Genomic DNA, 18977 nt, shown 5'->3' with positions numbered 1-18977 from the left:
TAGATATAAACAAAAAAGATCATACGAACAGTATAATCTTTTTAAAACGCCTGCCTGACAGTAGACAGGCAAAATTATTTTATGCAACCGGTTTCGCTTCTTCTTTAACCTCAGCTTTATTTTCCGCTTTAACTTCCACCTTTGGAGCTTCAGCTTTCGGAACGGCTGCTTTTGGCGCTTCGCCAGGTTTCACTGTTTCCTTTTTTTTGGAAATTTTTATCTTTTCTTTTTTGCCGGTAATCACTTTGGCATCAAGCAAAATATTATGCACGGTCGGGGTTAGTTGAGCGCCTTTACTGATCCAATAAGTGATCTTTTCATTATTGAGATTTTCTGTTTTATTTTCTTTTTTTGTAGGAGTATAAAAACCCAAGTTTTCCAGATATTTTCCCGGTCTTCTGCCTTTATTGACCAATACCAGGCGGAAAGATGGTTTGTGTTTTTTGCCGACTCTTAGCAATCTGATTTGCAACATAGAATTTATTAATTTTCCGCCCTTTTGACGGCTAACTTTTTAATTAAAAATGACTAATACTTAAGGTCTTAGATTTATATACATTAGCAAAATAGCGTATATTTGTCAACTAAGACTGCTTCACGTCATCGATTTTCACCGAAATTATTTTGGAAATGCTTTCGTCGGTCATAGAAACGCCGTAAATTGTTTTTGCCTGCCTCATCATAGCGCGATTATGCGTAATAATAATAAATTGCGTCATTTTTTCGAGTTCTCCCAATATCTGAGCGATCTTTTGCGAATTGTTCTCATCGAGAGCGGCATCGATCTCGTCCAGCACCACGAATGGCGGCGGATTACTGGCAATAATGGCAAAAAGAATAGCGCAGGAAGTAAGAGACCGCTCTCCCCCGCTCAGGGTTTCCAGATCTTTTACTTTTTTCCCGGGGATAGAGACTTTGATATTTATTCCTTTTTCTTTTTTCTTGGATTTTTCCTCTTCGCCTTCCAAATTGGCGGCAGTATCGGCGTTTTCCTCGTTTGCCTTGAAAGCAATCTCAAAAAGCTCAAGAGACGCGCCGCCTCCGCCAAAAATAAGACGGAAATATTTGTTAAATTCAAAATTGATCTTCTTGAAGATCGAATTGAACTGCTCGTCGATTTTTTCATCAAGATGAGCAATAACTTTTCTTAGGTCGATTATCGCCTGCTCGAGATCTCCCGATTCTTTTGCCAAAAAATTATAACGTTCGTCGGTTTCTTTGCATTCATTGATCACCGCGGGATCGATCCCGCCGATTTGAATATATTCCCGTTTCAGTTTTTCGATTTTTTCTTTTACTTCATATTCATTTATCGCCTCCGGAACCATTTTTTGAACCTCAATTAAAAAACCTTCGCCTGTTTCGGTTTTTATCTCGCTTACCAGATCTTCGATCCTGGTATTGATCTTGGTTTCTTCAATAACCACAATTTGTTTTTCGTTTCGCAGCTTATATACCGCGGACTCGGCGCGGTTAATTTCTCCCTGGAGGGTAAAAAACTCGCTGCGCCGTTCTCTGTCTCCCGAGACTTCTTTGTCAATATTATGCCGAATATTTTCTTTTTTACTATTCAACTCGCTGAAAACATTTTTTATCCGATTAATTTCGCCGGACAAAGACGCAACTACTTTGGCTTTTTCCTCCGCCAGATGGCGGATTTGCTCTTTATCGATCGGCACCTTGCCGTTATTGATATCGCTGAGAAGCTCGCGAATTTTTGATTCAATATTTTTTAGATCGGTTCCCATTGCCGGCTTGCCGTCTTTTGCTTTTTTTATAAGTTCTATAGCCGTATTAATGGCGCTATAAATATCCGCTATTTTTTCCTTGATATAATCAATGCTGATTGCCACCGCTTCAACGCTTACCCGCTCTTTTCTCTCTTCTTCGATTTTCAATTTTGTTTCATAAATTGCCAGATTTTTTATGCATTCGTCGATCTTGATCTGGATATTTTCAAGATCGTTTCTTAAATTTTCTTGCCGATTATCCAAGTCTCCGCTCGATTCTTTCATCTCGTCCATTTTTTTGATCAAGTGATTCAGCTCGTCTTGGGCTTTTTTCAAAACACTGTCTTTTTCGTCAAGATTTCTTGTAATGGTTTTTTTCTGATCGTTAAAGCGGTTTAACGTGAATGCGTACCATTTCTTCAGATTTTCATCAAGTTCATTTTTAACAACGACTATTTTCTCCGCTTTTACCGCTTGACGATGCAAAAAAGCCAGTCGCGGCTTAATTTCAGCCAACAAATCATTTACCCGGCTTAAATTCTCTTCTGCCAATTCCAGTTTCCTGATCGCGTCATTGCGTTTGATTTTGTACGGCTTTACCCCGGCTGCATCTTCAAAAATACCCCTTCGCTCTTCGGCGCTGGCGCGTAAAATCGCATCGGCCATACCCTGGCTGACAACGCAATAGCTTTTTGGATTAATGCCGACTCTGGATAGCATTTCCAAAATATCCAAAAGACGCACCTTCGATTCATTGATAAAATATTCGGTATCTCCGTTTTTATACAAACGGCGATTGATCACGATCTCGTCAAAATCTACCGGCAAAGCATGATCGCGATTGTCGAAATACAAAGAAACGCCGGCTTTCCCTACGCCCGCGGTATGGCCGGAAAATATCAAATTCTCGCTTTTTTTGACGCGCAAAGCTTTTGTGCTCTGCTCCCCGATCGCCCAGCGCACAGCATCGGCCACATTTGATTTGCCGCTCCCGTTCGGGCCGACTATGGCAGATATCTCTTTATCAAACTCAAGAGCGATTTTTTGGGCAAAAGACTTGAAACCGCTGATCTCAATTCGCTTAAGATGCATAAAATTATATAAACAAAAAATTTTAGGAATAGCGTCTATTCCTAAATAATGAATATCTTAATATATACTAGCACAAAAATTAATTTTAGACAATAAAAAAAGGCTGAATAAACCAATAAACCTTTTTTATATTTTATTATTATTTCCACCCTTTTGCCTTTAATCCTTCCTCGGCGGCATTGCGCTGCGCATCCTGCTTGCTTTTTCCCTCGCCTTTGGCGATCAGGTCTTTTCCGAGAAATACGCCGATTACGAAGTGCTTATCATGATCCGGACCCCAATCCTTAATAACTTCATAGGAAGGAGTAACCCCTTCTCGTTCTTGGGACTCTTCCTGAAATTTGCTTTTTGGATCTTGATAGAGTTTTTGATCCAAAATATTCGGCAATTCCTTCACTATATTCTCTTCAATGAATTTCTTGGCGACCTTATACCCTCGATCGAGATATATCGCCCCGATTACCGACTCTACCGCGTTAGCCATTATATATTGCCTGGCTCGTCCCGTATCCTTTGATTCGCCCTTGCTCATTAAAAGAAATTCATCCAAGCCCAGCTCTTTCGCGATCTTTGCCAGCATATCGCTATTGACCAAAGCCGCGCGAAAATTCGTCAATTCCCCCTCCGGATTGGAATAATTATTATAGAGATAATCCGTTATCACTAATTCCAACACGGCATCTCCCAGAAATTCCAACCGTTCATTGTGCGAAAGGGAAAAATCCGGATTTTCATTCAAATACGAACGATGCACCATCGCCTGATGAAGCAGGTCTTTGTTTTTAAACTTGACCTTAAGAATTTTCTCTAATTTTACTAATTTCACCTGCATAAATTAGATATTGTGATATTGAAATATTCTGTTATAGAATTTCAATATCCTAATATTTTAATATCGAATAATAAATTAACTCTAAATCCTAACGACACATTTTAAAAGCGAGCCAATTTATTTTTTCTTTTTTCCACCAGTGAGCGGATTAACTTTTTTATTTTTTTTAACCTCATCTGTCTCGGTCTTTTTGTCTTTTTCGGTTATATCGCGATAGATAGTTCCCAAAACCCCGTTTACAAACTTTCCCGAAGATTCGCCGCCAAATGTTTTCGCCAGCTCGATCGCTTCATTGATCGCAACTTTCGGAGGAACTTCTTTCGTGTCGCCGAAATATAACTCATAAATCCCCAAACGCAGAACATTTCGATCAACAATAGTGATTTGATTGATCGGCCAATCCGGAGTCGCTTTTTCAATGATCTTGTCGATCTCTTTTTTCCTGTCTTTTATTCCTTTAGCAAGCTCAATGATAAAGCTCGCATCATCAACGCCCGCGGCCAAGTCCTTTATATTCCTATTTAACAATCTTTCAAAGTCATCTTGTTTTTTGATTTCCTCACCCGCGTCTTTACCGTTTACAAAATTATGCAAGAAATCCCACTCATAAAGCGTTTGAAGAACTATTGATCTGGATAAATGCCGTGCAGACATAAAATAATAAATTATTTATTATTCGTGCTTTTTCTTATGCTTATCGGCTTTTGCCTTGGCTTTTTCCGCTTTTGAGACAATCTTCAAAACTTCCTTGCCAGCGTAGACGCCGCAAGTCGCGCACATATGGTGCGGCAGGATCAACGTACCGCATTTCGCGCATTTCACGAGCTTGATCGCTCCCAAAGCGTGATGGCTTCTGCGTCTTCTTGTTCGGCCTCTTGAATGTCTTTGTTTAGGTGTACCCATACCACTATAATTTTAAATTTTTAATTTCAAATTTTAAAACAATTTTTAATTTCAAATTTAAAAACAATAAGAAATTAATCGCAGTTTATAAATTTATAAACAAAAAAGTAAAATTCGAATTTTAAATATCTTTTGTTTAGACTGTTATTTCTTGCTTAAAATTAACGATCTCTTCCTCGACAATTGCGGCATAATTCGGTATTTTCTTGACCAAAAACTCATGTCCGCCAATTTCATTATTATCTACTATTTTTATGTATTCGTCAAGAGCTGTCTCAGGAAGCATCTTCATCACCCGCAAAGCCAGCCTTTTTTGAATAATATCCGCCATCCGCATCAGAATATCGGTTTTTTTATCAGCAGACAGATTATCAAGGCCTAATTTTGTGATTATATTGTCCTCAAGCGTCATAAATATAAAATTAATTTTAATTAAGGCTTAATCACTTGGACTAGCATTGTTTATTTATTTTCTCATTCTTTCTCTCCTTTTTTCTCCCGTCGCCACTTCCCCTTTTTCACCCATTAACCACTTTTTCGCTTCTTCACTGATTCCGGGAATATTATCCAAATTATTTTTCATAGTTAAATATTTGACCTTCTCTTGCGCTTCTTTATTGTCTTTATCGTTGGCCATGGCATATTCAAGCATCGAACTGACCATTTTCGCTTGAATTTCGGGATCAATATCATAAATTTTTTTCCAAACCGCTGTATGCGCATTTCCTGTGCCCACCAGCTCATCCTCTATCCAATATTTAAAAAGATCCGCTGTGGCATAAATTTTTTCACCAGAAATTTCACCTTCTTGAAAACCCTCTTTAAGCTCATCTATGATTACATTGTATTTTTTTACAACACTTTCAATATCTTGAGGCGCTATGTTTTCCGACTTTTCTTTCTGTTCCGGATTCTTTTTACCGCTAAAAACCTGAACTAATCTTTTCGTAAATTTTTTAAAAAAACCGGGAGCGGGCTCATTATTCTCGCCCCTTATATTAACAATTTTTGCCTCATCGATAATTTTTTTCTCCTCTTCGTCGAAAAGAACCTTATCCTTCTCATCTTTCGCGATTTTTCGCCTAACTATTTCGCCAATCCCTGCCGATCCCAAAGCAAAACCAGCTCCAGCCAAACCGCCGGTAACCGCACTCGCGCCAACCAAACCTGATAAAATAAGAATATCTTTTTTGTTTTTCTTTATAAACGCTACAATTCCTTTTTTTTCTTGCAACGAAGTATTTTTTTCTATTTCCTCTTCCAATCGATTTTCTGTTTCAGTAAGTTTCTTTTCCAGTTCTATAATTCTTTTATCTTTTTCAATCCCTAACCGCTCCACTTCTTTATCAATTGCCCGCTCCCGCCACTGTTCTTTAACGTCGGATGGAACACTTTCAAATATCTCTTCGTGAATATTTTTAACAGGTTCTTCCTTTTTAAAATCCACTTTTAGCAGCTCGTCGAGCTTCTCTTTTTCTTCAGGCGCCGGTTCGCGTGTTTGAATTTTTTTCAACCTCTCATCTTCTTCATATTTTTCAAAGCTTTTTTCAAGCGTTAGCTGACTACCTTTATTTTTTTCCCCCTCATTATTTTCATTCAATTTTTTTTCATTTTCTAAAATTGCTTCCTGCATTAATTCGGGTGAGATTTTTTTCCCCAATTCTTCCATCTCTGCGTTTATTTCCTTATTCTCTTTTTCTATTTTTTCCTCAACCTTATCTGAATCATTAACATATTTCGGTTCAATTTCTTTATACCGTTTATCCATTTTATCTTTTATTTTTTTATAATCATTGAAGGTTTCTTTCTTTTTACTTAAAGAGGGATCAAGACGAATTTCGTTTTCGGTATTGCTTATCTTATAATCCAACATTTCACGCTCATGTTTTAACTCTAAAAAATCCATTTTATCTATATCAACATTAACTTCTCTTTCAAGAACAACAAAATCATGCTTAGAATCATTTACTTTTTCGATTTTTACATTAACATCCTGAGCTTTATTATTTTCAACAGCATTCGCGCTGGTTTTAGTTTTTTTTCTCTTTTTTCCCCATGTTATTCTTTTATCCTTTTCCTTGCTTTTACCTGCTAACAAATCCGCTGATTCTCCTTTTTTTTCAAACGAATCCGCTTTTTCTTGTAATTTTCTTAAATCGCCTTCTAAATTAGCTTTTTTTCCTTTATTTTTTTCAATTTTTATTAAACGCTTTAAGTTCGAAATTTTTTCTTTGTTTTTTTCCAAATCAAAACTATCGCTTTCCTGCTTGCCAATATTACTCGAAAAATCTCCTGCGCCAATTGTTTCAAATCTTTGCTCTCTCATATTTTTAAATTATTATTCCAAAATTACTTTAATTATCTTTTATCTTAGCGGAAAATTAGCGTTTTGTCAATGATTTTGTCGGTTCAAAACTTCTCCTGTGTATCGCGCAAGGACCATATTTCTTGATCATTTCGCAATGCAACCGAGTGCCATAACCTTTGTGCTTATCGAAGCCATATTCGGGATAATCTTCGTGGAATTTCTGCATCATACGATCGCGGGTCACTTTGGCAATGATCGAAGCGGCGGCAATGGAAATTACTTTCGCATCACCCCTAATAACGGCTTTTTGGTTTAAATCAATATTTTCCAAAATAAAATTACCGTCGATCAATAGAAAATCAGGCTGCTTGGCCGACTGGCGGATCATTTTTTTAAGCGCTTCCAGCATTGCAAGTTTCGTTGCTTCCAGAATATTCACCTCGTCAATTATTTTTTCTGAAATAATCCCGATTCCCCATTTGATATTTTCGCGCTTAGTCAGAATCTCATACCATTTCTCTCGCCTGATTGCGCTTAATTTTTTTGAATCGTTAATGCCTTTGAAACCAGACAGATCCTTGAATAATTCCGCGTTAATCAGAATCGCTGCCGCTACCACCGGTCCGGCCAAAGGGCCTCTGCCGACTTCGTCAATTCCGCAAATTCCGGAAAAACCGGAACCTATTAGCTTGTTTTCATATTCAAAATTCGGCGCCATATTTTTTTCTTATCTGCTAGCTAATCTTTTCTCCCGGCACCATTGTCGCGGAAGATTTTGCCAAAGACGATCCGAGTTGGCTTCGCTCTAAAATTCTTTTTTCCACGATCTCCCTCGGCCTGCCGTATTTCAAACGGGATAATTCTTTTACCGCCAATGCGATCTCGGTACTTCCTTTGGTAGGAGCGTAAATATGCATATTAAAAGACCGATTAACCGTTCCATTTATCATTAATTTGATATAAGCGTTATAATTATCGATATTTATCAGGTCTTGCTCGTTAAATACCGGCATAAACTGCTTAGCGACAAATTCCGCGTCATCGGCGCCAATTCGAAATGAAACCAAAGTGCCCACATTGCCAAAAACCGCATCTCTGATATTTTCCGGCAATTGAGCTATGAATTGATGGGCAATGTTCAAATTCAAGCGATACTTTCTGGCTTCCGAAAGAATGGTGGCGATCGAATCGGTCGTAAAATTATGGAACTCATCAATATACAAATAGAAATCTTTTCTTTGCTCTTGGGGAATATCTGTCCGACTCATTGCCGCCATTTGAAGTTTTGAAACGATAATCAAACCCAGAAGGCTCGAATTAACCTCGCCTGTTTTTCCTTTGGAAAGATTTACCAATAATATTTTCTGCTTATCCATAATTTCTCTCAAATTAAATCCCGATTTTTCTTGTCCGATTATATTGCGCATCATCGAGTTTTCCACGAACCGACCGATCTTCGAGATCAAGTAGCCAAGCATTTCTGACTTATGGAAATCGCTGGTTTTAGCCATTTCTTTTTCCCAAAAAGACCGCACTACCGGATTGGTCACTTTACTTACTTTTAGTTTCTGAAATTCGGTATCCGTGAACATTCTTGGTATTTCCGCGATCGTTCCGGGATATTCAGCGTCCGCCATCAGAGTCAGCATAACATTTCTCATATTATGTTCGAACATCGGACCGATCATTTCCGGAGGAAATAATTTATAGAATATCGTGATCATCTCTTGCACGGCAAAATCTTTCTGGTCTTCACTGGCAACTTCAAGCATATTCAAGCCAAGCGGGCGCACTGTATCGGATGGATCAAAAACAATCACATCTTCCACGCGGTTCTCTGGAATGCAAGTCAAAACATTATCCACCAGATCACCGTGAGGATCAATAACGCAAACGCCTTCCCCGGCGGCAATATCTCTTTTGATCATTTCCGCAAAAAAATTAGACTTGCCGGTTCCGGTCTGGCCGATAGCGTAAAGATGCCGCCTTCTATCTTCTCTGGCAATTTTTATCACCATTTCCTCGCCGCGATAAATATTATAACCCAAAATCAAACCTTCGGCGGATAAATTTTGAGGCGGCGGGGCATTTTTAGTCGCGAGCCATTTAACCTTTGGCGTTTCCAAAACAATGGTCGGAAAATGGAAAATGCTGGCCAGTTCCTCCGTATTAAGGATCATCGGTTTGCTTTTTTCAAAATTTCGAAAAATAAAATTATAGGAAAATTTGCTCAAAGACCTCTCTTTGTCCGATTCTATCTTTCCGATCTTGAAACTATTTAAATTCGGCCATTCGAATTGGCTAAACGCCCTTTCAATTTCGTTAACAATATCTTTTGCGCGCTCCTGCTCCGGCGCCGCGGCAATAATCCTAATGTTGACCATAAAACCCGTCTTATTCGCCTTTCCTTCGATTAGCTTGATCGCTTCTTCATCAAGAGGAGAAAGCCTGTATAATTCTTCGGAAACAGGATTATTAGGGTCTTTTTTAGGCTTTGATTGAAATATTTTATTGATCTTACTGACGAATTTCTGGTCAGTAACGGCTTTTTGCAAACCCTCCTTTTGAACTTGCTTGATAAAATGAAAACTTTTAAATTTCCAGCTGCTAGATACCGGCTTTATTAACAATTGAACCGAAGCTCCCTCTCCGATAGGAAGCTTACTAAGGGTGTTGGTAATATTATTCAGAGGATCAAATTCTAAATTTTGATAAGTTCTTATGGGAAATAAAAAATCATTGCTCAGAGTAAGGGTCTTGCCGGCCACGAATGAAGTCGGCATAAATATATTATAATCTTCTACCCGCTCAACCTGAGCCGTGGCATAAAAACTATGAATTTGTTTTTCTATCAATTTTTCAAATTTCCTTGGAGCGCCTACATAAAAACCGATCTCTTGCGAAGTTGACGCGACTGCGATCTCAAAAGAAAAATGCGACGGTCCATACAAAAAATTGGTATCTAGCTTTGCCAGAGTCGCATAAAGCTGCTCCATCACAGCCACAAGCTCTTTTTCATTTTTTTCTTTCTCTTTTGTTTCGTCTTTGACCTGTTTGGGCAAAGTAACAAGAAAAAGCGCCATGTTCAATGAGCGTTTCATCTCCTCTTGAGCAAGTAACCGCGTTATAACAGCGCTAAGAATGACAATAACAAAAAAAACTGCCATTAAAAAAATAACAAAAATTTCCAAAGACGCGATATCAACCGAGAAACCTAAGAATTCGTATACCATGATTTATAAAAATATTAAAATAATCGGATTCTTTTTATGATTGCAGTTTTTTATCTTTAACCAGCTCTTCATAGAGATCGTTGACAATTGCATCATGAAGCCGATCCAATAAATAAGCGTTGCCAAGTTTTTTGGCAATTTTTACGGCATAATAAACGCCTTTAAACCGGGCTAAATCAACCAAAACAATAAGCTGATGCGCGATATCTGCGTCCTTCATTTGCCGGGTAATTTTTTTTATTTGCAGTTTTGTGGGAGCGGCCTTCCTGGCCATGCTTAGATCCTCGAAGCCTTGCTCCGGCGATTCTTTTTTACTCTCCGGCGCTATTTCTTTTTCTTTTTTAATCTCGATCTCTTTCTTATTTTTTTCATATTCAACGCCGCGCGCTTTTAGTTTTTCGCGCACAAGCAAGATCTCGTTTTTTAATGAAGCTGATTCCAGCGTTGTCTTCAGCTCTCTTTCTTTTATTTCCAGGAGTTTTCTCAATCGAGCGATCTCTTCATGCATTTCGGCTTTATTTTTTTCCGGCGAACCGGCATTTTCTTTATTTTCGGAATATTTTGAAAGCATAAAACAAAAATTTAAAATTCAAAATAAAAAAGCTAACTATTGATCTAAAAATTCAATTAGTCTTTGTTGCTGTGCGGCAAACTATGCCTGTTGCGGAAGCTATCCAAATCAGCTTCTCTTAAACCTACACTCCCCCCAACCTCTTCAATCTCTTCAGGATCCAATAAATCACCGGTTTTATAGCCTAATGGCTTAAAAACTTCTTTATAAAGCTGAAATGTATCAATAAATTTATCAGTTGGAAACTTACTTCTTATGGCATCAGCTATTTCCTTTTCTTCCCGCTGATTAATATCTTTTAACTTGCCCTGCATCCGTAAATAATGAATTTGATATATGATCTCATCGGCGGCGGTTTTCCTCCCAAATTTAGGAAAAATTTTTTTCATAATACTAATATTGTTTTTAAAATACTAACGAATCACTACGCTAAAATTATCTGCGCTTTTTCTTAGTCGTCGATGTCCTTGTTTTGTGTCCCTGCCGATTCCGGTAAACTGGATGACTCGGGCAAATCTGATGTTTTTGGGCCATATGCCGCCGTTTTCCAGTCAGGTATTACAGCTGGCATTTCATTATCAAGCGGTTGTTGCGGTATTTTTGAGATTAACGCTTTGGGCGATATTTCGGAATCGGGCTCTGCAATCGTATTAAGCCTGGGATCTCTTTCGGGAAAATTATAAGATATTGCGGGAGCAAACGCCGCATGGGACATCCCGGATTTTGACGGCTTGAACCCTTTTGTTTCTTTCGCTGCTGTGCCAGGCTCTGGCACTTTTATGTTTGACATTCCTTGCTTTGAACCTTCGTCAGATATTTTACTGTTGGAAACGACAGTAAATGCTTTGGGTTCTTTTATTTTTTGCTGTAACACTTTAAGCTTAGACGGTTTTTGTATTTTTTCAGGTTCCACGGCCTTTTGCGTTTTATTTTCAGCTTCTAATTTTTTTTCTGCTCTGGCTATTTCAGACAATTTTGAACCGATTTTCTTAGTGTATATCTTCTCGAGGCCTAACACTTTTTCAACTTCGCCGACTTCTTTGGGATCAAGACGATCCCTGCGATTATTGCGAAACTTATTAAAAACCTCTTTTTGCATTTTAGCGATATCCATCTTAACGGGCTCCTTGCCTCTTTTGGTAAAAACTTTTTCAAAGGCGGTAAATACTTGCTGTTTTTCAACACGATTTACATGCGGCAAACCGCCTTTTTTTGACGCCTTATTAACTACATCTTTTAAGGTTCTAATAGCGCTTTTGCCGGGCTTACCATAAAAATTAGGCATATTTCAAAATTAAATTAGTTATAGCGTATTCTTGCCTCTGATGCAAAATTTATAAAACTATGCTATTATATATGTATAATCATTTTACCATAAATTAAAAACCAATACAAATGAGCAATTCACCAAAAGAAGTCATATCCGCATTTATTTATAAACATAAAAATTTTTTAACCATAACCATTATAATCTTAATCGCCGCTTTTTTTCGCCTTTGGCAGATCACCCAATTGCCAGGCGGACTCTTCCCTGACGAAGCGGCCAACGGTTTGGATATCAACAGCATCCTCCAAGGCGATCGTTCTCCTTTTTTTGAAAGAGGAAACGGACGCGAAGGATTATTTTTTTATCTGTTGGCGTTTTCCGTAGAATTATTCGGCCGCGGACCATGGCAGCATCATATTGTTTCGGCGCTTATCGGGGTTGCGGAAGTCATTGTTCTTTTTTTCTTAGCGCGCCGGATGTTTAATTTTAAAACCGCGTCGCTCGCGGCTTTTTTTATGGCTGTTTCCACTTGGCATATCACGCTTTCGCGTACCGCGTTTCGCGCCATAATGGTACCGCTTTTTACCACTTTGGTTTTTTACTATATCGTCCGATTTATCCAAAGCCGCGATGACCGACAAAAAATCTACTCGGCAATCATGGCGGGCGCTTTTTTCGCGCTGGGTTTTTATACTTATATCGCTTATCGCATGATGATAGTCATTCTTCCTGCGCTTTTTGCGATTTTAATTTATGTTAAATATAAATCCTCGCGCCAACTATACGAAACGATTCTTTCTTATAAAAAATATCTTATTATTTCCGCTGTCAGTTTTTTGGTCTTTTTTGCTCCTCTCGGCTATTATTTTTATACTCACCCCGGATCTTTTGTCGGCCGTTCCGGACAAGTTTCCGTGTTCACGGCCAGCCTGAATCACGGCGACCTAGTCGGTACGATTTTGACCGTGGCGGAAAAAACCGCCTGGTCTTTCTTCACCGAAGGAGACTTGAACTGGCGGCACAATGTTTCAGGAATGCCTTTTTTGCCGCCGGCTGTCAGTATTTTCTTTTTGATCGGATTGATCTATGCGCTCTGGCGGTCCGCAAAATATATTTATCATAAAACCGATTTTCGCGACGGGAAATATATTATTCTGATTTTTTGGTTTTTCGCCATGCTCGTGCCGGAACTTACGACCGCCGAGGGCATTCCGCATGGCTTGCGCTTGATCGGAGTAATGCCGGTGGTTTTTATTTTTCCGGCAATAATTTTGGCGAAAATCATAAATTACGCGCTTAATAAATTTAAAAACAATTCTAACGCTATTAGCCTTGCGACATTCGCCCTTGCGTTCTATATTGCCATGCTCACTGCCGGCGCGTTTAATGCTTATTTTGTTTATTACGCCAATTCCCCGGAGGCATATTACGCTTATCGGTCAGACTTGACTTCCGTCAGCGATTATTTAAACCAGCGAAATGATAAAATAAAAACTTACTTATCTCTTGATAAATTTTCCGAGCAAACAGTGCTATATTTTACAACCCTGACAAATAATCCTTACATCCTTATTACGCCTGAAAAATCATACGAGGTAAAATTAAAAAAAGGCGATCAAATCATTTTTACCCAGTCAACTTTATTTGATATTAAAAAATTCAGGCAATATCATCCGAAAGCGCGCTTAACCATTGAAGAAAAAAATAAATTTGGAGAAACAATAATGGCAGTCTTTGAAGAATAAAATTTAAAATTCATAAATCATAAATCTTTAACTATGGCTTTAAATAAAACAAAATTGTATCTGCTCGCGATCATACTTATTGGCTCCATTCTCCGCCTTTACAACATCACCGCTGTTTCGCTTTGGCACGATGAAGCATTTTCCGCCTTGCTTATACGCTATCCTTTCAATGAAATGATCCAACGCATCATACTTGATGTCCACCCGCCTCTTTATTACATAATACTCCGTATTTGGGATATTGTTTTAGGCGACAGCTTGCTCTCTTTGCGTCTTTTCTCCGCGTTTTTTGGAATTCTAACGATATTTTTCACCTATCTGTTTGTCAAAGCTGCGTTTAAATATGAAAAACTTAGTTTAATTGCGGCCGCTTTCATCGCGATAAATCCTTTTCAGATCCAATACGCGACCGAAGCCAGAATGTATACGCTTGGCACATTTTTAATAATGTTTTCGAGCTGGCTTTTGGTCAAAGCGATTGAAGCGCATAATACCTCCGAAAAAGAAACGCTAAAAAACGCCTGCGATATCTCTATTAAAAAATGCGACTGGATCAGCGGTTTAGCCGATAAAAAACCGGCGCCGAAAAATATATTCGCAAGCCTGAAGGCGGGAATAAAAAAATATCGCTGGTGGATATTATATGGCGTAAGCGCGGCACTGGCTATTTATACGCATTATTATTTGATCTTTTCCGTAGCCGCCCAAGCGCTATTTATGATTTTCTGGGCAATTAAAAATTATGGCTTAAAAATTGCCGAATGGATAAAAAGCGAAAACGTCAAAGGCGCGGCTATCGCCTACTGCACCTCTTTAATAATATTCCTGCCTTGGCTGCCGATACTACTCCGTCAGCTCGGCCAAGTCGAAGAAAATTATTGGATTCCCGCGATGGACCGTTATTCGATCCCCAATACCATATTTCATATTTTTACCGGCACAAATATTTATACTGCCAATGATAATCTTATACTAATCTCATTGGCAATTCTCGCGATTTTTGCCTTCGCGCTAAAACGCGAACAAAATAACTATAAATGGCTTGTGATCTTTTCGTTTTTTATTCCATTTGCCATATCAGCCATTCTTTCTTTCAACAGATCTTTATATCTTGACCGTTATTTTGTTTTTGTCGGCTTGTTCTATCTGATAATTCTTGCTATTTTCATAGAGTCAATAACAAAAAGGCTTCTGAAAAAAATTATTTTTAGCATTCTCGTGATCAGCAGTATTTTATTGTTCCTGAGAGGCTGGCAAAATACCAGCCCGACCGGAAAACCGGGAATGGCAGGCGCCTCGGAATATTTATTCAAGAACGCGAATCCGGAAGACAAGGTATACATCAACTCATCATTTATCTTTTTTACCTATAAATATTACGCTTATAGAAAATATTTCGGTAATGGGTATCCCTCAAACTTTAATCCAAGCATGATAATCGAAGAAAGAAATGCTTTTCCCGATCAGCGGCTGTATCCGGAATATCTGACTCCTTTGCTTTACGCGCCGGGCCTGACGGCATTAAGACAAATCCCCCATTTTTCCGGCACTGCTTTGCTGACAGATTATGATCTCCTGACTGATTTTAATAAAAATATAAGACGGGGAGAAATTATTTGGCTCGTTTGGACTACAGGATTCGGCAGCGATAAACCGAATGTACCCCAAAACTGGATACAAGTAGACGAAGCGGGGTTCCAAGATGTTTTTGGTTATAGAGGATGGATCGTAGTGACAAAATACAGAGTGCAATAAATTAATTTTGACTTTATCCGCAAAAAAAAAGCAGAAAATTCATAATTTTATGAAATAATTTCCACTATTTAAGCGCTGTTAATCCTTACGCATTTGTCTGATAGCCGCTTCCGCCAGGATTTCCAGACTTTGCTTTGTTTTCATATGGTCCTGTTTTTGGTACACCGTCATTGCTTTCTTTACTGTCGTTCATTTGAATCTCCTTTTTTTGTTCTTTTGCGAAGTTAACTCACCAACTCCTCCTTTTTTATCTCAGAATTGGCAACTTCCTTGTAATAATTATCAACTATCACTGGGAAATTGCTAATCCGCTGTTTTTGTCATCCTGAACTTGTTTCAGGATCTTTTATGCTCAATAAAAAATAAAGAGATTTGATTCTCTTTATTCCTGAAAAATATAAAATTGTCCGCTTCTATTGCTTCCATAAGCGCTTTTGGCCATCATAGCTTTGTCCTTGCTGTGTTTTATCATCATAATGACAAATTGGGCAAAAATAATAGAATCTCTTCTAATCTTTCTACCTTTCTATTATACTCAAAAATATAGTTTTGTCAACCCCTGTCTTGAAACAACAAAAGCATAAATAAAAAAAGAGCGGTGAAAATTTCACGCGCTCAAATTGATTTTATACTTTTAACTTTTAACCGCTTATTGGCCAGCCATAATTTCGACCAATATTCCAAGCTTTTGGATCTTTCAAGTACTCTTGAATGCTTTGTTCCTCCTCGGGTGTTATATAGCCACGCTCTAATCCGACTTTAAGATGCACATCTATGTCTGTCAATGAATGCAGCTCTACGCCGAGTTTTTCCCTTAGGAATTTTTCTGCTCCTTGTTTTCTGTCGAAAACTACGAGTACATCCTTAATTTCGGCTCCCATGTTCCTTATGTTTTTAACAAAGGGTTCTTTTGAGCCGCCGTCTGTTGTCAAATCCTCAACAAGGACTGCTACCTCTCCCGGAAGTATTCCTCCCTCTACGCCTTTTTTTGTTCCGTGAGTTTTGATTTCTTTCCGCGCTATACCGGTTCCTTTTGCCAAATCCTTTGCAATCCATGTAGCAAAAGGTATTCCCCTTGATTCTCCTCCGATGATTACATCGCATTTTCTCATAGCCATTTCCAGTTCAATTTGTGCAAATGCGCTTATCGTGTTCATGAAGGGAGGCCAGGTATTCATTATGGCATTATCGGCATAGATTGGAGATTTAGTCTGATTTTTCAGCGTATGGGGATTACTTTCGTTGACCAGAAAGGCGTTTGGCGTTTCCCAGATTATTATCGAAGTAACAATCGCCGCAAGGTCCTTAAACGGATTCCGATGTTTAAGAGCTAGCTGAATTTTAGGGTCAAAAACCCTAAGAATTCCATTTATTATATCGGGGTCAACGCCGCGAGCTGCACAGTTGGGCATAACAGCATACAAACTACCATCTCCGCCTTTAATTCCGGCTTCAAATATGACTTCGTGCAATAGGATTTTTGGAGCCAGTTCTCTTACTCGTTCATTCATTGCCGCCGCAACAGCATCAAGTTTTCTTTTCTGAAATTGAGTTAAAAATTCTTCTGCCACTTTCATCACCTCTTAGCAATTCAAATCCTCAATATAGTCTGCTACATCTGCCTTGGTCATTGACACAATTCTCATTTTTAGATCACAGCTTTCTTGCTTCTGGCCAGCGAGACAAATACAGATACGTCCGTCTTCGCTTTGCTCGTTGAAGCCGCGACATATCGTTACTTTATCCCAATCGATCTTTTCTATTATACCAGTAAAATTTTTTCTGGCATTTTTTCCGGATATCATTTCGTCATTACAACATCCCTTAATTTGCCGCACAAAGCAAGCGCATAATATAATATTGCCGGCAGCATTTTTTCCTATACATTCCATTTCATCACCTCTTGAAATTTAGTAGTTGAGATGAACTCAACTACTTTTTAGTTGCCTCCATTTCTTCTCTGGCTTTTTCAACTTCTTCCAGAATTCTCTGAATGGCGTCAACTGGAGTACCAATTTCTTTTGGCGGTTTAGTTATAGCTCTGCCAATAATGATCTTAGATGCTCTATTTTTAATTGCCACCGAAGGTGGAGTTACCCTATTTTGATCTGCTGGTTTAATAAACCACAGCGGAGTGATGCCAGGAGTTAGCCTATCTATAGAATCAAGATATTTGAACCTGTTCAAAAATTCCAATTCCTGCGGAGAGCAAACTATCGCATCAATGCCTGCTATAAAAGCATCCTTTGCGAAACTAAGCACGGCCGCTTTTATTGGCATGTGGTATATTAGCTGGCATTCTTCTTCGCTTAGCGATGTCAAAACTGTGACTGCAACAACTCTAGTTAACGGAAGCTTTGGTCTTTTAACTTCAAAGACTTTTTCCGCGCTATCCATAGCTGCACACATCATTTCAATACCGCCTCCCGCCATTACCGTTACAAGGTCTGCCCCAAAATTTGCGTATTCTTCTATGCGATTTGCAACCGTACTGGGTATATCGTGTAATTTCGGATCTGCCATTACAGTTTCACCGTATTTTTTCAGTTCCCTGATTGCATTTTCTGGACCTGCCGCATCCAATAGGTTGTTGGCTTTAAATCCTCCAGCTAGACCTTTTAATGTTTCAGCAAGTTCATATGCTTTTTCTGGCGACATTCCGTCTAATGCCACCAATACTGGATTTTCTTTCATTTAACCACATCCTTAATTCATTTTTTTGTTTCTTTTGTGTTCTCATTCAATTCACAGGAAAATTTCCTTAAACCAGAAGACAAGCGCAAATTCCGTTTGTTCGAACGCATAGCCCGTCTTTTTTAAAATCGGAGTGCGCGCAAATAAAATTTGGCTTGGTCGCTGTTAATTTCGTATTCTTTTTTTTCTTAATTTCTGTCAATTTATCACCTTATTTATATCCCTTTTCTTTCACCGCCACATTCTCTGCAAGCATCGCAGCTGCTATCACCGCAAAGATTTTCAAAAGGTACTTCGCCTTTCAAAAGCGCTTCAGGCGGAATTATATTCGCGGATTTGCAGCTTCCGCAATGTTTTTTTTCGCCCGGATATTTAAAAGTTTCCTTCTTCATTTCCGTTTTTCGTCTTGGCGACTCAATGTATCCCAGCCGTAAATACTTTGACTTCTTTCCGACTACATCTTTTTTCCATTCTTCTAATGGATCCTTAGTCGAATCATCCCCGTCTTCCATTATGCCTTTCTTGGTTCTTATATCCAGCGGTTCAATTCCAACTCTCATGTCTTTTGCCATCTTTTCACCTCTTGGGAAAACAACATGGGCATTGTCCCGTTGTTTCGTCAATCAATTCGCCGTCAGCCCTTTGCTTCAATTGAGCAGGGGGTTTTTCCTCTTCTATCTTTTCTCTTGCCATATTTTCACCTTCCTTAAATTTTAAGGGAACAATTTTTATCCCGAACCTTATATGGTTTGGGGCCTCCTTATTAAAAAAGGAAGATAAAATCTCCCCTCGAACCAAAGATTAGCACATTCAAATACGTATGTCAAATTCATTGTTTTGCCTCATT

18 protein-coding genes are annotated in these 18977 nt (G+C 38.7%); 2 read left to right on the top strand and 16 right to left on the bottom strand.

The features are described from left to right. Window positions 1-79: 79 nt before the first annotated feature. The 12 genes from rpsP to Q8N37_01745 form a co-directional block, all read right to left on the bottom strand. Window positions 80-475, bottom strand: a complete 396-nt coding sequence (gene rpsP / locus Q8N37_01800; GenBank protein MDP3057237.1) for a 30S ribosomal protein S16 — start codon at window positions 473-475, stop codon at window positions 80-82. Between the two features lie 109 nt (window positions 476-584). Then, window positions 585-2822 carry an AAA family ATPase gene (locus Q8N37_01795; protein ID MDP3057236.1) on the bottom strand — a complete coding sequence of 746 codons (2238 nt, stop codon included), beginning with the start codon at window positions 2820-2822 and terminating at the stop codon, window positions 585-587. Window positions 2823-2961: 139 nt separating this feature from the next. After that, window positions 2962-3654: a ribonuclease III gene (gene rnc, locus Q8N37_01790; GenBank protein MDP3057235.1), complete on the bottom strand. Its 693-nt coding sequence runs from the start codon at window positions 3652-3654 to the stop codon at window positions 2962-2964. Window positions 3655-3771: 117 nt separating this feature from the next. After that, entirely contained in the window at window positions 3772-4308 is a 537-nt protein-coding gene (gene nusB / locus Q8N37_01785) for a transcription antitermination factor NusB (GenBank protein ID MDP3057234.1), read from the bottom strand. 18 nt (window positions 4309-4326) lie between these two features. Continuing rightward, complete coding sequence (rpmF, locus tag Q8N37_01780) at window positions 4327-4557, bottom strand: 50S ribosomal protein L32 (GenBank protein MDP3057233.1); 231 nt, start codon at window positions 4555-4557, stop codon at window positions 4327-4329. Between the two features lie 136 nt (window positions 4558-4693). Beyond that, the gene (locus tag Q8N37_01775) at window positions 4694-4969 is read right to left on the bottom strand and encodes a DUF5663 domain-containing protein (protein MDP3057232.1); all 276 of its coding nucleotides are present in this window, start codon (window positions 4967-4969) and stop codon (window positions 4694-4696) included. Window positions 4970-5023: 54 nt separating this feature from the next. After that, window positions 5024-6883 (bottom strand): hypothetical protein, encoded by a 1860-nt coding sequence (locus Q8N37_01770; GenBank protein ID MDP3057231.1) that lies wholly within the window; start codon window positions 6881-6883, stop codon window positions 5024-5026. 55 nt (window positions 6884-6938) lie between these two features. Next, window positions 6939-7583, bottom strand: a complete 645-nt coding sequence (locus tag Q8N37_01765; GenBank protein ID MDP3057230.1) for a ribonuclease HII — start codon at window positions 7581-7583, stop codon at window positions 6939-6941. 16 nt (window positions 7584-7599) lie between these two features. Further along, complete coding sequence (locus tag Q8N37_01760; protein MDP3057229.1) at window positions 7600-10098, bottom strand: type IV secretion system DNA-binding domain-containing protein; 2499 nt, start codon at window positions 10096-10098, stop codon at window positions 7600-7602. A 34-nt stretch (window positions 10099-10132) separates the two neighbouring features. Beyond that, the gene (locus Q8N37_01755) at window positions 10133-10669 is read right to left on the bottom strand and encodes a hypothetical protein (GenBank protein ID MDP3057228.1); all 537 of its coding nucleotides are present in this window, start codon (window positions 10667-10669) and stop codon (window positions 10133-10135) included. Between the two features lie 56 nt (window positions 10670-10725). After that, complete coding sequence (locus Q8N37_01750) at window positions 10726-11058, bottom strand: hypothetical protein (protein MDP3057227.1); 333 nt, start codon at window positions 11056-11058, stop codon at window positions 10726-10728. A 62-nt stretch (window positions 11059-11120) separates the two neighbouring features. Beyond that, window positions 11121-11954, bottom strand: coding sequence for a hypothetical protein (locus Q8N37_01745; protein MDP3057226.1), 834 nt, complete (start codon window positions 11952-11954; stop codon window positions 11121-11123). Window positions 11955-12064: 110 nt separating this feature from the next. Between Q8N37_01745 and Q8N37_01740 the strand changes: the two genes are divergently transcribed. Both Q8N37_01740 and Q8N37_01735 read left to right on the top strand, forming a co-directional pair. Continuing rightward, on the top strand, window positions 12065-13681 hold the full coding sequence (locus Q8N37_01740; protein MDP3057225.1) for a glycosyltransferase family 39 protein: 1617 nt from the start codon (window positions 12065-12067) through the stop codon (window positions 13679-13681). Window positions 13682-13714: 33 nt separating this feature from the next. Continuing rightward, window positions 13715-15436 (top strand): glycosyltransferase family 39 protein, encoded by a 1722-nt coding sequence (locus Q8N37_01735; protein MDP3057224.1) that lies wholly within the window; start codon window positions 13715-13717, stop codon window positions 15434-15436. A 641-nt stretch (window positions 15437-16077) separates the two neighbouring features. On the opposite strand, the gene Q8N37_01730 is transcribed toward Q8N37_01735, so the two are convergent. The 4 genes from Q8N37_01730 to Q8N37_01715 form a co-directional block, all read right to left on the bottom strand. Next, window positions 16078-17007, bottom strand: a complete 930-nt coding sequence (locus Q8N37_01730) for a phosphoribosyltransferase family protein (GenBank protein MDP3057223.1) — start codon at window positions 17005-17007, stop codon at window positions 16078-16080. A gap of 12 nt (window positions 17008-17019) precedes the next feature. After that, window positions 17020-17328 (bottom strand): hypothetical protein, encoded by a 309-nt coding sequence (locus Q8N37_01725; protein ID MDP3057222.1) that lies wholly within the window; start codon window positions 17326-17328, stop codon window positions 17020-17022. A gap of 40 nt (window positions 17329-17368) precedes the next feature. Then, entirely contained in the window at window positions 17369-18130 is a 762-nt protein-coding gene (gene pyrF, locus Q8N37_01720) for an orotidine-5'-phosphate decarboxylase (GenBank protein ID MDP3057221.1), read from the bottom strand. Window positions 18131-18345: 215 nt separating this feature from the next. Next, window positions 18346-18690 (bottom strand): hypothetical protein, encoded by a 345-nt coding sequence (locus Q8N37_01715; GenBank protein ID MDP3057220.1) that lies wholly within the window; start codon window positions 18688-18690, stop codon window positions 18346-18348. Between the last annotated feature and the right edge of the window lie 287 nt (window positions 18691-18977).

The sequence above is a fragment of the bacterium genome (assembly GCA_030693205.1).
Lineage (GTDB): Bacteria > Patescibacteriota > Minisyncoccia > JAHIHE01 > JAHIHE01 > JAHILZ01.
This window is presented reverse-complemented; position numbering and strand designations above follow the sequence as displayed.

Bases quoted from the DNA above. Each gene is read 5' to 3' on its own strand.
- rpsP (MDP3057237.1), bottom strand. From the start codon at position 475: ATGTTGCAAATCAGATTGCTAAGAGTCGGCAAAAAACACAAACCATCT.
- Q8N37_01795 (MDP3057236.1), bottom strand. From the start codon at position 2,822: ATGCATCTTAAGCGAATTGAGATCAGCGGTTTCAAGTCTTTTGCCCAA.
- rnc (MDP3057235.1), bottom strand. From the start codon at position 3,654: ATGCAGGTGAAATTAGTAAAATTAGAGAAAATTCTTAAGGTCAAGTTT.
- nusB (MDP3057234.1), bottom strand. From the start codon at position 4,308: ATGTCTGCACGGCATTTATCCAGATCAATAGTTCTTCAAACGCTTTAT.
- rpmF (MDP3057233.1), bottom strand. From the start codon at position 4,557: ATGGGTACACCTAAACAAAGACATTCAAGAGGCCGAACAAGAAGACGC.
- Q8N37_01775 (MDP3057232.1), bottom strand. From the start codon at position 4,969: ATGACGCTTGAGGACAATATAATCACAAAATTAGGCCTTGATAATCTG.
- Q8N37_01770 (MDP3057231.1), bottom strand. From the start codon at position 6,883: ATGAGAGAGCAAAGATTTGAAACAATTGGCGCAGGAGATTTTTCGAGT.
- Q8N37_01765 (MDP3057230.1), bottom strand. From the start codon at position 7,583: ATGGCGCCGAATTTTGAATATGAAAACAAGCTAATAGGTTCCGGTTTT.
- Q8N37_01760 (MDP3057229.1), bottom strand. From the start codon at position 10,098: ATGGTATACGAATTCTTAGGTTTCTCGGTTGATATCGCGTCTTTGGAA.
- Q8N37_01755 (MDP3057228.1), bottom strand. From the start codon at position 10,669: ATGCTTTCAAAATATTCCGAAAATAAAGAAAATGCCGGTTCGCCGGAA.
- Q8N37_01750 (MDP3057227.1), bottom strand. From the start codon at position 11,058: ATGAAAAAAATTTTTCCTAAATTTGGGAGGAAAACCGCCGCCGATGAG.
- Q8N37_01745 (MDP3057226.1), bottom strand. From the start codon at position 11,954: ATGCCTAATTTTTATGGTAAGCCCGGCAAAAGCGCTATTAGAACCTTA.
- Q8N37_01740 (MDP3057225.1), top strand. From the start codon at position 12,065: ATGAGCAATTCACCAAAAGAAGTCATATCCGCATTTATTTATAAACAT.
- Q8N37_01735 (MDP3057224.1), top strand. From the start codon at position 13,715: ATGGCTTTAAATAAAACAAAATTGTATCTGCTCGCGATCATACTTATT.
- Q8N37_01725 (MDP3057222.1), bottom strand. From the start codon at position 17,328: ATGGAATGTATAGGAAAAAATGCTGCCGGCAATATTATATTATGCGCT.
- pyrF (MDP3057221.1), bottom strand. From the start codon at position 18,130: ATGAAAGAAAATCCAGTATTGGTGGCATTAGACGGAATGTCGCCAGAA.
- Q8N37_01715 (MDP3057220.1), bottom strand. From the start codon at position 18,690: ATGAGAGTTGGAATTGAACCGCTGGATATAAGAACCAAGAAAGGCATA.